Source organism: Sorangium sp. So ce394, from assembly GCF_051474665.1.
GTDB lineage: Bacteria > Myxococcota_A > Polyangia > Polyangiales > Polyangiaceae > Sorangium > Sorangium cellulosum_D.
The window spans coordinates 3665172-3679395 of sequence record NZ_CP150339.1 but is presented as its reverse complement, the minus strand read 5'-3'; the positions used below and the strand labels follow the sequence as shown (position 1 = coordinate 3679395).

Genomic DNA, 14224 nt, shown 5'->3' with positions numbered 1-14224 from the left:
TCCATATAAGTACGAGATGCGCCGCAACAAGAGAGAAGGCGCGACTTCGCGCCTGCGCGAGGACGATTGTAGATGGCGAGACGCGACGTCGTGTCCTGGTCGGTCCCTCAGGACAGACGGCGAGCCCTCCTGCTCTGCTCCAGCGCGTAAGCGATCCCGCTCTGCAAGGTCCCCTTGGTCACGATCGCCCCGAAATCGATGTCCAGCGCGACCAGCGTCTGCGCCACGTCGCCGCGAACGCCCGTGATCACCGCCTGCGCGCCGAGCAGCCGGAGGGCGCTCGCCGTGCGGATGAGCGAGGCAGCGACGCCGGTGTCGATCGATTTGACGCCGGTGACGTCGATGATCACGACCTGCGTGCTGTTCGCGTCGACCCCTTGCAGCGCCGTGTGCAGCACCTGCTGGGCGCGCGCGGCGTCCATCGTCCCGATGAGCGGCATGACCATGATGCGATCGGTGATCGGGATGAGCGGCGTGGACAGCTCGGCCAGCCTGTCGTTCTGGACCCGGATGATCTCCTCCTGGAGCGACGCCCGGGTCTGCTCGGAGCGCGCGCGCTCGGCGAGCTCGAGCTCCAGCCGCTCGCCGGCCACGCGCAGCTCCTCGGTGCGGTGCTGCAAGTGCGCGTAGAGCAGCGCGTTCTCCACGGCGATGGCCGCCTGCGACAGGAGCAGACCGAGGAGCTCGATCCGCGCCGCCGTGAAGGCGTTGCTGACGGCGTTGTTCTCCAGGTAAAGCACGCCCGTGAGCCGGCCCCGGTGGATCATCGACATGCAGAGGACCGACCGCGGGCGGCTCGCGACGATGTACGGGTCGGCCGCGAAGCGCGCGTCCTCGGTCGCGTCGCCCAGGACGACCGGCTCCCGGGTCCGGGCGACGTACTGCACGATCGAGACGGCGATCTCGGCGCTGTCCTCGACGGGCGTCGTCATGCCCGTGCGGACCGCGTCGGGATCGACGGTCGCGAGCGCCTCGACCACGAGCCGCTCGCCGCGATCGAGGACGAGCGCGCCCCGCTGCGCCCCCGCGTTCTCCACGGCGATCCGCATCAGCTGCTCGAGCACGTTGTCGAGCTCGACCTCGCCGGCGATCACCTGCGCCGCGCGGATCATCGCCGTCACGTCGAGCACCCCTTTGCGACCGGTACTGGCGGTCGAGGAGCTCGACACCGTGAAGGACACCGGCGAGTCCGCGCGGCCCGAGCCGGCCGCGGGCTGGAGGGCGAGCGCTGGATACCTGTCCACGAGGGCCTGCGCCTTGGCCGTGGCCCCCCAGCGGACATACCCGTAACACGCGCTCGCCAGGTAGAACCGCGCCGTCTTGCGCCTGCCCTTCGCGAGGTGGAACTTCGCGCAAAGCTCGCTCGCGAGCGCCTCGTCCCGGACGAACCCGCTCTCTTGCGCTGCCTCGATCGCCTCTTCATAGCGCGCCATCGCCCCGAGCTCGTCGCCGGACGCGCGGGAGCGCTCGGCGGCGATCAGGAGGAGCTTGTGCCGGTAGTTCTCCGGGCAGCTCTCCGCCCAGCGCGCGAGCCGCGCGTGATGCTCCTCGAGCATCGCCGCGCCCCGCGCCGGCCCCTCCGGGGCGGCCTCGCCCAGGGCGAGCAGCGTCAAGCAGAGATAGAACGACAGATCGGTCGTGGAGACATACCCCATGCTGCTCGCGAGGGCCCGCTCGGCCGCGAGCGCCTCCGAGAGCGCGGCGGCGTACTCCTCGTCCAGGAACAGGAGCTCCAGCTTGACCACGCGATACCAGAAGGCCGTGAACATCGCGCTCGGCGCGCCGAGCGTCGCCACGAGCTCGGCCTCGTCGAACTCGTCGTCGCTGAGCGACGCCCCGCCGTCGGTGCGCCCCTCGAGGCAGGCGACCATCTGCCTCGCGATGGAGAGGAAGGCCGTTGACAGGGCATTCTTGGTCCGCGCCATCAGGCCCAGGAATCGGTCGATCTCCTTCCTGACCGACGCGAGCTCATCGCCGAGGCCGAGGCGGGCCATGGCGATCGCGTTGCACGTGTACGAGAGGTAGGCGAAGTCCGCGGACACCATCCCTGCCTCGAGCGCGCTCCGGAGGTGCTCGACCGTCTCGCGCAGCGGGGAGAAGAAATGCGCGTAGACGCCGAACGTGAAGTGGATCTTGCAGGCCAGCTCGACGTTGTCGAACCTCCGGTTGAGCTCGATGCCGAGCCGCCCGAACCGCCGCGCCTCGTCGTACCGATCGCGCAGCACCGCCATGTACAGGCCGTACAGCACGAAGCCGAACGCGGACACCTCCGAGTGCCCGTGCCGGAGCGAGAGGTTGACCTGCTTCGCCGTGACCAGCGCCGCGAGCCTCGCGTCGGTGAGGTACGCCGGCGAGGAGAGGTTCGTCAGGAGCTTCAGGACGATCAGCGCCTCTCGGTCCCGGAGCGCCGGGGCGAAGGCCAGGTCCTCGATCCGCCGGCCCGCCAGGTTGACGGGCACCTCCGCGAGCTCCGCGTCGAGCGCCGCCTGGTACTGCTCCTCGGAGCGAGGCAGCTCGATCCCGAACAGCGCGAGGCCCGCGCGCCCGACGCTGATGCAGTCCGCGACCTTGAACAGGGTGAGGTAGAGGACGATCCGCAGGTCGTGGACCTGCGCTCGCTCCAGGGTGGAGCTCGCGCGGGACAGCAGGAGATCGAAGAGCGACTCGGCGCGATCGAAGTTACCGCACATGTACTCGCACTCGGCGAGCGTGACGGTGAGCGCGAACATCAGCTCGCCGTCGCGGGCCCACGCCTCTTCGCCGAGCAGCGACGCCCCGACCGCGAGGTAGCCGGCGGCCGCCTGGTGGGCGTTCGCCGCCTTCGCCCTCCTCCCCGCGGCCAGGTTCAGCCTGGCGAGCTCCGCGCGCTCGCCCGGCTCGGAGATCAGGTCGACGGCGAGGTTCATCTGGTGGACCACGGCGAACAGGGCGTCGTCGCGCGGGCTCGCGCCGGCGTTCGAGAGGAGCAGCCTGCCGATCCGGAGGTGCGCCGCCTTCCGGCGCTCGTCGTCCAGCAGCGAGTACGCGGCCTGCTGGACGCGCTCGTGCAAGAACCGGTAGGACACGTTGAACCTGGTCGAGGGCACGTCGTCCGCCGCGTCGCCGCGGGAAGAGGCGTGGACGAAGCGGTACTCGGTGCCCGTGGGCTGGATGAGCCCGTCGCGCAGGGCCTCCCAGAGATCGCCGGCCGTGTCCCGGCGCGATCGATCGCAGATCGCCGAGAGCACCTCCAGCTCGAACTCGTGGCCGAGGCACGCCGCGAGCATGAGGGCGCGCTGGGTGTCCGGCGCGAGCCGCTGGAGCTTGCCCGCCATGAGCGCCACCACGTTGTCCGTCATCTGCATCGCCTGGATCGGGGCGAGCTCCCATGTCCAGGAGCGGGAGCGCGCGTCGAAGCGCAGGAGATCGTCCTGGCGGAGCGACCTCAGGAACTGGCTCACGAAGAACGGGTTGCCGCGGGTCTTGTCGAAGACGACCTCCGAGAGCGGCGCCGCCTGCTCCGCCGCGCAGTCCAGCGCCTCGGCGACGAGCTGAGCGACGGCGGGCCGTGGGAGCGGCTCGACGGCGATCGCGTGGACGGCGACGCTCGCGCTCCGCAGCGCGTCGACCAGCAGGCGCAGCGGGTGGGCCGCGGCGATCTCGCCCTCCCGGGTCGTGCCGATGACGAGGAGATGCGCGGTGCCCGGCCCGGTCATCAGCGCGTACATGAGCTTGAGCGAGGCCGCGTCCGCCCACTGGAGGTCCTCGAGCGCGAGCACGACCGGGTGCTCCCGCGTCGCGAAGACGCGGAGGAAGTTCTGGAACACCAGGTTGAACCGGTTCTGGGACTCGGTAGGTCCGAGCTCGGCCACGGCCGGCTGGGGGCCGATGACGAGCGCGAGCTCGGGAACGAGGTCGAGGAGCACCTGGCCGTTCGGGCCGAGCGCCTCGAGCAGCCTCTCCTTCCAGAGCTCGAGGGCGCTCGTGCGCTCGGCCAGGAGGCTCCGGACGAGGCTCCGGAGCGCGCTCGCCACGGTCGCATACGGGGTGCTGCGGCCGATCTGCTCGAACGCGCCTTCGATGAAGTACGCGCGGCGGTGCGCGATCGCCTTGTGGAGCTCCTGCACCAGCGCGGATTTGCCCACGCCCGCCTCGCCCGAGACCAGGAGGAGCTCGACCGCGCCCCGGCTCGCGCGGTCGAACGCGGCGAGGAGCGTCGCCGTCTGCTCTTCTCGACCGTAGAGCTTCTGGACGATCCGGAGCTCGCCGACGCGGTCGGAGCGCCCGAGCGCGAACGGCTGGATCTCGCCGGTCGCCTCCAGCTGGCTCAGGCACTCTTCGAGATCGGCCTTGAGCCCGGCGCCGCTCTGGTAACGCGCCTCGGCGGTCTTGGCGAGGAGCTTCATCACGATATCGGAGACGATCTGGGGGAGCTGCGGGCTCACCTCCGCCGGCGGCGCCGGCCTCCTCGCGATATGGTGGTGCACGAGCTCCATCGCGTCGTTCGCCTGGAACGGGAGCACGCCGGTGAGCATCTCGTAGAGGGTGACGCCGAGCGAGTAGAGATCGCTGCGGTGGTCGACGACGCGGTTCATCCGCCCGGTCTGCTCGGGCGACATGTACGCGAGCGTCCCCTCCAGCGCCTCCGGCGCCAGCGCGGCCTGGCTCTCGCGCGACAGCCGCGTGGCGATGCCGAAGTCGATCAGCTTGACCTGCATCGTCTCGGGGTCGACGAGGATGTTGTGCGGCTTGACGTCCTTGTGAATGACGTGGCGCTGGTGGACCGAGTCGATGATGTGGGCGACCGACGCCGCGATGCGCAGCGCCGACGCGAGGCTGAGCCGCTGCGACCGCATCATGTCGCTCAGCGACCGCCCGCCGCTGTCCTCCATGATCAGCGCGAGGCCGTTCCCGTGCTTCCCCACCTCGATCACCACGGGGATGCCCGGGACACGGAGGTCCCGCATGAGCGCGTGCTCGTGCCGTATCTTGGCGAGCTCTCGCGGATCCGGGTACTCGCTCTTGAGGAGCTTCACCGCGACAGGCAGCCGATCCGCGTTGCGGTGACCACGATAAAGAACGGACGTGATGCCCTCGTAGATCTTTTCCGTGGCAGTGTAGTCCTGAAGAATCAGCATGTAATGAGCCCCTCTGGGCCATCGTACAGCAGCCGAACGCTTGAGTTCCACCTGCCCTGTTGAGCAGCCCTGTTTGAAGAGACGACGGAATGAGGTGTGGAGTCGGGCCGCGTCGCAACGGCGCGCGCGCGAGCACGTTCGACTGCGACGGCCTGGAGCCGTCCGCTACGAAACTGGCGACGCGCAGCGTGAATCGCCTTACCATGCGCGGCATGTCCAACCAGCCATCCGAGCTCGCCCCGGTCCCGCCCGAAATCAGGGCGGGACGGGCGAGCCGCGCCCTCGACGCGCTCGAGCGGGCGGGCAACAAGCTCCCGGATCCCGCCCTGCTCTTCGTCGTGCTCACCGCCGCGGTCATGGCCCTGTCCGCGGCGCTCGCGCCGCTCCAGTTCAGCGAGATCGACCCGAGGACGAAGCAGCCGCTCGTCGTCCAGAGCCAGCTCTCGGGCAAGGCCATTACCGAATTTCTCGCGAGCATGGTCCCGACCTTCACGGGGTTCCACCCGCTCGGCGTGGTGCTCGTCGCCCTGCTCGGCGTCGGGATCGCCGAGCACTCGGGGTTCATCAACGCCGGCCTGAAGAAGCTGCTCGCGGTGACGCCGAGGGCGCTGCTCACGCCGATGCTGCTCGTCGTGGCCGTCGTCAGCCACACGGCGGCCGACGCCGGCTACGTGCTCGTCATCCCGCTCGGCGCCGTCGTCTTCCAGGCCGCGGGCCGGCACCCGCTCGCCGGCATCGCCGCGGCGTTCGCGGGCGTCGCCGGGGGCTACGGCGCGAACTTCATCCCTTCCGGCATCGACCCGCTGCTGCAGGGCCTGACCCAGGCCGGCGCCGGCATCCTCGATCCGAAGCGCACGGTCAACCCGCTCTGCAACTGGTTCTTCTCCAGCGCCTCATGCCTGCTGATCGTCGGGCTCGGCTGGCTCATCACCGACCGCGTGATCGAGCCGCGCGTCGCCCGCATGGCCGTCGACGTCGCGCCGGAGCAGGAGCCGCGCGTCGCCGACCTCACGCCGCGCGAGGCGAGGGCGCTCTGGGCGGGCCTCGCGGCGATGGCGATCTGCATCGGCCTGCTCGTCGCGGCGAGCGCGCCCGCGTCGTCGCCGCTGCGCGCGCCGGGCGGTCAGCTCACGATCAGCGCGGCGCCGCTCATGAACGCGATCGTGCCGCTCATCTTCCTGTTCTTTTTGATCCCCGGCCTCGTCTACGGCTATGCGGCGGGCACGTTCACGAGCCACCGCGACGTGATCGGCGGGATGAGCAAGACGATGGGCACGATGGCCTATTACCTCGTCATGGCCTTCTTCGCCGCGCAGTTCATCCACCTGTTCAACAAGTCGAACCTGGGCGCGCTCCTGGCGCTCAAGGGCGCCGCGGCGCTGAAGGCCATGGCGCTCCCGAGCGCCGTCACCATCGTGGGCATCATCGTCCTCACCGCGGCGGTGGATCTCCTCATCGGCTCCGCGTCGGCGAAATGGGCGCTGCTCGCGCCGATCCTCGTGCCCATGCTCATGTCGATCGGCATCTCGCCGGAGCTCACCCAGGCGGCCTACCGCGTCGGCGACTCGGTGACGAACATCATCACGCCGCTCATGGTGTATTTCCCCCTCGTGGTGGTCTTCTGCCAGAAATACGTGAAGGGCACCGGGATTGGCACGCTCATGGCGCTGATGTTGCCGTACTCCATGACGTTCCTCGTCGCGTGGAGCCTGTTCCTCCTCGCCTACTGGCAGCTCGGGCTCCCCCTCGGGCTCGACGCGCCCTACGTCTACCCCTGAGCGCCTGCGCCCCCCGGGCCGCGCCGCCCTCTCCGCCGCGCGCGCGGCGGAGAGGGCGCAGCCACGCGCCCCCACCTCTGCGCCTTCGGTGCGCCCCGGCGCGGCCGAGATTTCGACGAACGCGCATCGATTGCGTGCCCGGCGCGACAGATGCGCACGCGATGCGGCCTCAGCCGCAAGAACGACGTGGGCTCGCGTATTTAGCCGACGGCGCGCGATATGCAAGCGCGGACGGTATGCAGGGCCGGACGGCAAAGCGAGGAGGGTGTTGGTATGAGCTCAATGCATCGCGGTGCGGCAACGAACGCTGTCGTGGTGTCCTCGACGCCCCTCCTGACTGGCGGCGGCTCGGTCGTTCCTAACGCAACGGGGTGTACGCCCGCCGACAAGGACGCCGAGCCGCCACCCTCGGTCGCGCGCGCGCTGACCGCCGCAGCGGAGGCGCAGGGCGCTGAGCGCTCCGAGTCCTGGGAGCTGTGCGGCGCGCTGCTCGCCCTCGCCACCGGGTGGCTCGCCTGGTCGCTGCCCGCGCCGAACCCGCGCGACGTCCTGCTCGTCGCGCTCTGCTTGACGCTCGTCACGCTCGAGTACCGCCGCGCCGGGGCGCGGTTCCGCAAGGCGATCGCCGCGGCCGCGGGCGCCCGCGGGCTGACGGCCGGCGAGGCGGCGCGCGAGGCGTGGCGGCGCGACGCGGCCTTCCGCACGGCCCGCGCGGAGGGGGAGGCCGCGACGGGCGCTGACGCAGAGCGCCGCTGAGCGGCCTCACCGGCCAGCTATCCGCACCGCTGGCGCCAGCCGCCCCCCACGTCGCGCTCGCGGAACTCGGCGCGCAGCTCGCTGCGCGCGTCGGCCGCGAGCAGCTCGCACGGGTCGAAGTAATGCGACGTCCGGGCCTGCGCGGCGATGGGCGGCAGCGCGCCGGAGAACTCCGGGACCTCGGGGCAGCGATGGTGCCAGAGGGCATAGCGGTCCGGGACCTCGCCGAAGCACAGCACCTCCTTGACCCCGCCGTTGCAGTTCGTGCTCACGACGAGCACCGGACCCGGCAGCGGCGCGAAGCGATGGATCCGGAGGACCACGTCGTGGTGGAACTCGCCCTGCGTCCAGTGCGCCAGGAGCTCGAACTCGCCATGTCGATCCCGGACCTCCTGCAGCAGCGAACCGAGATCCATCGCATCGGCGAGGGCTTGAACACACGCGTTCCCCATGGCGCACGCTCCTTCACGGCAGGCGTTGCTTACGTTGTAGCACAGCGCCCGCCCGGCACGGGACGTGGGCCGCGCGATCGCCTCGCGAGGCGCGCGCAACGGCGGCGCGACACGATTCACGGAGCTCAGGAGGGCGGATGGCCGCCGATCAGGCCTCGCCGCGGCCCCGGCGAGGGTCGGCCGCGCTGGCGCGCGGCCGTCGAACGCCGAACGCCGCTGGCGGACACGCCCTCGTTCCGTGAGATACTCGAGCGCGCATGATACCGGGGGAGCGCTTGGGGGCGCGCTACACGATCGAGCGGCAGGCCGGCAAGGGCGGCCTCGGGACCGTCTACCGCGCGCGCGACGTCGAGAGCGGCGCGCCGGTGGCGATCAAGGTGCTGCGGGAGCCGACCGAGGAGAAGCGCAGCCGGTTCGCCCGCGAGGCGCGCGCGCTCGCCGCCCTGTCGCACCCGAGCATCGTCCGGTACGTCGCCCACGGGACGACGCCGGACGGCGAGCTCTACCTCGTGATGGAGTGGCTCGAGGGGGAAGACCTCGGGGCGCGGATCTCCCGGGGCCGGCTGGAGCCGACCGCCGCGCTCAGGCTCCTTCTCCGGGTGGCCGACGGGCTCGCGTTCGCGCACGCGCAGGGCATCGTCCACCGCGACATCAAGCCCCAGAACATCTTCCTCCCGGGCGGCGAGATCGAGCGGGCGACGATCGTCGACTTCGGCCTCGCGCGCCTCGAGGACGCGACGTCGTCGCTGACGCGCACCGGGGCGACGGTGGGCACGCCGTCGTTCATGGCGCCCGAGCAGATCATCGGCGATTGCGAGGTCGACGCCCGCGCGGACGTCTACTCGCTCGGGTGCGTCCTGTACGCCTGCCTGACCGGCCGGCCGCCCTTCGCCGCGCCGCACCCGCTCGCCCTGCTGGCCAGGGTGGTCTTCGAGGAGGCCCCGCGCCCGAGCGCGCTCGTGGCCGGGCTGCCGCGGGAGCTCGACGCCTTCGCGGCGCGGCTGCTCGCCAAGCGGCCGGGCGATCGCCCCGCCGCGCGGGCCGCCGTCGACGAGCTGCGCGCGCTCGCCGAGCTCGTCGCCGGGTCGTCCTCGACCGCGCCCGCCTCGGTCGCCGGCCTGACGCGCCGCGAGCGGCGCCTCGTCAGCGTCATCCTCGCGTCCGAGGCGCCCGGCGGCGGCCAGCTCCCCGCGAGCGCCGACTCCTGCGAGCTCACCGCCTCGCTCAGCGACTCCCCGCTGCTCAGCACGCTCTTCAACACGTCGCAGGCGCTCCGGCAGGTCGCCGCCCGGCACGGCGCGCAGCTCGAGCTGCTCGGGGACGGCTCCCTCGCGACCGTCCTCGCCGGCTCGGGCTCGCCGACGGATCTCGCCGTGAACGCCGCGCGCTGCGCCCTCGCCCTCCGCGACCTCCTGCCGCACGCGCGCGTCGCGCTCACGACCGGCTGGGACGAGCTCGAGAAGACGCAGCCGATGGGGCAGGTCATCGACCGCGCGAGCGCGCTGCTCGCGGCGAGCTCGGCCGGCGCGGCCCCCGTCCTCCTCGACCGGATGACCGCGGATCTCCTCGGCGAGCGCTTCGACGTGTCCCTCGACGGCGCGGGGCTCGCGCTCGTCGGCGAGCGCGAGCCCGCGGACGAGGCGCGCAAGCTGCTCGGGAAGCCGACGCGGTGCGTAGGGCGGGAGCGCGAGCTGCTCCTCCTCCAGGCGACGTTCGACGAGTGCGTGGCCGAGTCCGAGGCCCGCGCGGTGCTGGTCACGGCCGAGGCCGGGGTGGGCAAGTCGCGCCTGCGCCACGAGCTGATGCGGCGCCTCGCCGCCCGCGGCGAGCCGTTCGAGCTGTGGATCGCGCGCGGCGACCCGATGCGCGAGGGCGCGCCGTTCGGCGTGCTGGGCCAGGTGGTCCGGCGGGCGGCGCGGCTGCTCGACGGCGAGCCGCTCGACGCGCGGCGGCAGAAGCTCGCCGCGCGCGTGGCGGAGCACGTCCCCGAGCCGCTGCGGCGGCAGGTCGCCGAGTTCCTGGGCGAGATGGCGGGCACGCCCTTCCCGGAGGACGACAACGTGCTGCTCCGGGCGGCGCGGCAAAACGCCAAGCTCATGGGCGACCAGATGCAGGCGGCGTGGGTGGAGCTCGTGCGCGCCGAGTGCCGGGTGCGGCCGCTCGTGCTCGTGCTGGAGGACCTGCACTGGGGCGACCGACCCACGGTCGAGTACGTCGACGCGGCGCTCCGGCTGCTCGAGGGCGAGCGGCTCATGGTCCTGGCGCTCGCGCGCCCCGAGGTGCGCGAGGCCTTCCCGGATCTCTGGACCAAGCGGGCGCTGACGGATCTGCGGCTCACGGCGCTGTCGCGGAAGACGTGCGAGAAGCTCGTCAGCGAGGCGCTCGGGGGGCTCGACGCGGAGGACGTCGCCCGCATCGTCGACCGCTCGGGCGGCAACGCGTTCTTCCTCGAGGAGCTCGTGCGCGCCGCGGCGGACGGCCACGTCGGCGGCGTCCCGGAGACGGTGCTCGCGATGACGCAGTCGCGCCTGGAGGGGCTGGCGCCGGACGCGCGGCGGGCGCTGCGCGCGGGCAGCGTGTTCGGGGGCGCGTTCTGGCGCGGCGCGGCGCGCGCGCTGCTCGGCCCCGAGGCGGACGAGGCGCTCCTCGACGACTGCCTGGCGGAGCTCGCGCGCAGCGAGCTCATCTCCCGCCTGCACGAGTCGACGTTCCAGGGCGAGGTGGAGTACGCCTTCCGGCACGCGCTCGTGCGCGAGGCGGCCTACGAGATGCTGACCGACGAGGACCGGCGGCTCGGCCACCGCCTCGCGGGCGCGTGGCTCGCCCAGGCCGGCGAGACCGACGCGATGGTCCTGGCCACGCACTTCGAGCGCGGCGGCGATCTGGAGCGCGCGATCGGGTGCTACCGGCGGGCGGCCGAGCAGGCGCTCGGGGGGAACGACTACGCGGCGGCGCTCGAGCGCGCCGAGCGCGCGGTCGCGTGCGGCGCGGCCGGCGAGGCGCTCGGCGAGCTCGAGACGATCCGGGCGGAGGCGTGCCGCTTCCGGGGCGAGAGCGCGGCGGCCGAGCAGCACGCGACGGCGGCGATGCGGGCGCTGCCCGAGGGGAGCGCGTGGTGGAGCCGCGCGACGGGGGTGGCGCTCTGGACCTTCCAGATGGCGGGGCGCGCCGCGGCGGTCATCGCGCTCGCCAGGCAGCTGTGCGCGCGGTGGTCGGAGGAGACGGTGACCGGGCCCGTGCTCATCTCGATGGCGCAGGCGGCGCTGGCCCTGCACTATATGATGGGCCAGAGCGACGAGACCGAGGCGCTCTGCCGCCGGATCGACGCGACCTTCGAGCGCTTCCGGCACGACCCGACCGTGGCCGCGCCGGTCCTGCGGCTGCGCACGCACCTTGCGATCGTGGCCGGGGACGTCGGCACCGCGCGTGAGCTCGGGGAAGCGACGGTGAGCTGCTACGAGGCGGCGGGCGACATGCGCAACGCCTGCATCGCGCGCGGCAACGCCGGTCATTTCTGCAACGAGATCGGCGCGTACGCCGAGGCCGTGCGCCTGCTCCGCGCCTCGCTGGCCGACACGGAGCGGCTCGGCATGCCGCACATGGCGGCCTTCGTGAAGGAGAACCTCGGCCGCACGCTCGTCCACCTCGGCGCTCTCGACGAGGGGCGCGCTCTGCTGGACGACTCGCTGCGGTCGTTCGTGGCGTCGGGCGACCGGCGCATGGAGGGCGGCACCTACGTCTACCTCGCGGAGGCATCCCGCCTGGCGGGCGATCTCGCCCGCGCCGAGGCGGAGGCGCGCCGCGGCTGCGAGCTGCTCGCCGAGTGTCCGCCGCTCATGCCGTGCGCCCTGGGCACGCTCGCGGGGGCGCTGCTCGCCGCGGGGCGCGCCGAAGGGGCGCGCGAGGCGGCGGACAAGGCCGCAGAGCTCGCCGCCCCGATCATCGCCTCGCAGGGCCACCTCGAGGAGGGCGAGTCGCAGATCTACCTGGTGCGCGCGGAGGCCCTCGCGGCGTGCGGCGAGCGCGTGGAGGCTCGCCGGGCGATCGCGATCGCCCGCGGCCGGCTCCTGGAGCGCGCGGCGAAGATCGCGAACGCGGCGTGGCGGGCGAGCTTCCTGGACAACGTGCCCGAGAACGCCCGCACGCTCCTGCTCGCCCGCGCGTGGCTGGACGAGCAGGACGGCGCGCCGCCCGGGTAGGCGCCCCTGGCGGGATCTCTGAAGCGCGGAGCTAGGCCGCGAACGCCGCCGCGTGCTCCCTCGCCCACTGCGCGAACGTGCGGGCCGGCCGCCCGGTCACCCGCTCGACGGTCGGGGCGACGGTGTAGCCGATTTCCGGCGTATTTCCGTAGATTTCCACGAAGAACTCGATGGCCTCGGGCGGGAATCCCGCCGCCGCCCACCGCTCGCGCGCCTGCTGCTCCGTCAGCTCGACGAGCCGGATCTCGCGCCCGGCGGCGGCGGCGAGCGTCTCGATCTTCTGGCGCAGGCTGAGCACCTCTGGCCCGGTGAGGGTGTACGTCTTGCCCGCGTGGCCCTCCTGGGTCAGCGCCGCGACCGCGACCGCGGCGATGTCGGCCTCGTGGACCACCGCGCTCAGCCGGTCGCAGAACGGCTCGCGCACCACCCCCTCGCCGCGGATCGACGCCGCCCATTCGAGGTGATTGGCCATGAACTCCACCGGCTGGAGGAACGTCCAGTCGATCCCGCCGGCGGCGACCGCCGCGTCGAGCGGGGCGGGCGAGCCGCCGAGCAGCACCGTGATCCGCCGCACCCCGGCCTGCCTGGCGAGCGCGACGATCGGCTCCCCGGTCTGCAGCGGCGCATAATCGTCGCCGCCGAAGTTGATGAGGTGGAGCGCCTCGACGCCCTCCAGGGCCGCCGCGAACGTCTCGGGCGCGGCCAGATCGCCGGCCACGGCCTCGACGCCGGCGGGGAGCTTCGCCCTGCCCGGATTGCGGCTCAAGGCGCGGACGTGGTGACCGCCCTCGGCGAGCTGCTTCACGATCTCGCGGCCGACGGTTCCGGTCGCGCCTGTGACGAGGATCTTCATATTTTTCCTGTACCTCTGGAAACGCCACCGGGGTTCCGGCGGCCTGTGGATGGTCGTGCGCGTTGTGCGCGGGGTCTCGAAGCCGGGATTCCGTGCCCGAAGCGGGCGAGCGGCGTCCGGCTCGCCGCGGGCGCCTCAACGGCGGCGCGCACCCGAGAGCCTGCGCCATCCCTCCTGACAACCCGTGGCAGCAGCGCGCGCGGAGCGAGCGCGCCGCGCCCGCGCCGGCTTCACGCCGGGGCGCTGCGCTCGCGCTCCCAGGCGTGACGCCACTCCTTCGTCAGCGTCCGGCGCGGCTTGCCGTAGGGCTGCGCGGTGAGCGCGACGCGCTCGATGCGATCGGCGCGGAAATGCCGGAACGACGCGCGCAGGCAGCACCACGCGGCGACGATCTGCTTGCCGTCGTAGTACGCGATCTGCACCGGCCAGACGTCGCGCTCGGTGGTGCTCCCGGACTCGCTCTGGTAGCGCATCGCGAGCGCGCGCTCCTTGCGCATCGCCTGGCGCACGAGGCCGAGCACGGGCTGCGGCGCGTCGCCGGGCCCGTGGAGGACGACGGGCCAGAGCCCCGTGTCGTCGATGCGGCCGCGGAGGTCGTCCGGCGAGGCCGCCGCGATCTTGGCCACCGCGTTCGCCGCGGCGCCCGCGAGGCCCTCGTCGGCCTGCGCGCCGACCCAGCGCGCGCCGAGGACGAGCGCCTCGAGCTCCTCCGCGGTGAACATCAGCGGCGGCAGGAAGAACCCGGGCCGCAGCACGTAGCCGACGCCCGCCTCGCCGTCGATCGGCGCGCCGAGCCGGATCAGCGTCTGTACGTCGCGGTAAATCGTGCGCACCGAGACGCCCTGCTCCTCCGCGAGCTGCGCCGCGGTGACCGGACGCCGGTGGCGCCGGAGCGCGTCCATGAGCGCGAAGAGGCGCTCGGTCCTGTCCATCGCCGCCGACGATCGCAGGGCGCGCGGCCCGTGTCGAGCGCCGGCGCCGCGACGGCGCGCCGCCCCCGCCTCCGGGCGCGCGGCTGAAGGACCGCGACGCGCCCCGGAGACCAACCCCGTGGCGGTCGTTCGATGTC

7 protein-coding genes are annotated in these 14224 nt (G+C 72.7%); 3 read left to right on the top strand and 4 right to left on the bottom strand.

Annotated features, from left to right (window positions below):
* Nucleotides 1–107 precede the first annotated feature (107 nt).
* On the bottom strand, nucleotides 108–5117 hold the full coding sequence (locus tag WMF33_RS13800) for an AAA family ATPase (protein WP_437337574.1): 5010 nt from the start codon (nucleotides 5115–5117) through the stop codon (nucleotides 108–110).
* Between the two features lie 212 nt (nucleotides 5118–5329).
* Between WMF33_RS13800 and WMF33_RS13795 the strand changes: the two genes are divergently transcribed.
* Nucleotides 5330–6895, top strand: a complete 1566-nt coding sequence (locus WMF33_RS13795) for an AbgT family transporter (protein ID WP_437337573.1) — start codon at nucleotides 5330–5332, stop codon at nucleotides 6893–6895.
* Between the two features lie 315 nt (nucleotides 6896–7210).
* Nucleotides 7211–7651 (top strand): hypothetical protein, encoded by a 441-nt coding sequence (locus WMF33_RS13790; RefSeq protein ID WP_437337572.1) that lies wholly within the window; start codon nucleotides 7211–7213, stop codon nucleotides 7649–7651.
* Nucleotides 7652–7668: 17 nt separating this feature from the next.
* Here the strand turns inward: WMF33_RS13790 and WMF33_RS13785 are convergent, their stop codons facing one another.
* Complete coding sequence (locus tag WMF33_RS13785; protein WP_437337571.1) at nucleotides 7669–8103, bottom strand: hypothetical protein; 435 nt, start codon at nucleotides 8101–8103, stop codon at nucleotides 7669–7671.
* A 257-nt stretch (nucleotides 8104–8360) separates the two neighbouring features.
* On the opposite strand from WMF33_RS13785, the gene WMF33_RS13780 reads away from it, so the two are divergent.
* Nucleotides 8361–12302: a protein kinase domain-containing protein gene (locus WMF33_RS13780; RefSeq protein WP_437337570.1), complete on the top strand. Its 3942-nt coding sequence runs from the start codon at nucleotides 8361–8363 to the stop codon at nucleotides 12300–12302.
* A gap of 31 nt (nucleotides 12303–12333) precedes the next feature.
* Here the strand turns inward: WMF33_RS13780 and WMF33_RS13775 are convergent, their stop codons facing one another.
* On the bottom strand, nucleotides 12334–13155 hold the full coding sequence (locus WMF33_RS13775; protein WP_437337569.1) for an NAD(P)H-binding protein: 822 nt from the start codon (nucleotides 13153–13155) through the stop codon (nucleotides 12334–12336).
* Between the two features lie 230 nt (nucleotides 13156–13385).
* Nucleotides 13386–14087: a helix-turn-helix transcriptional regulator gene (locus tag WMF33_RS13770; protein ID WP_437337568.1), complete on the bottom strand. Its 702-nt coding sequence runs from the start codon at nucleotides 14085–14087 to the stop codon at nucleotides 13386–13388.
* Nucleotides 14088–14224: the final 137 nt, after the last annotated feature.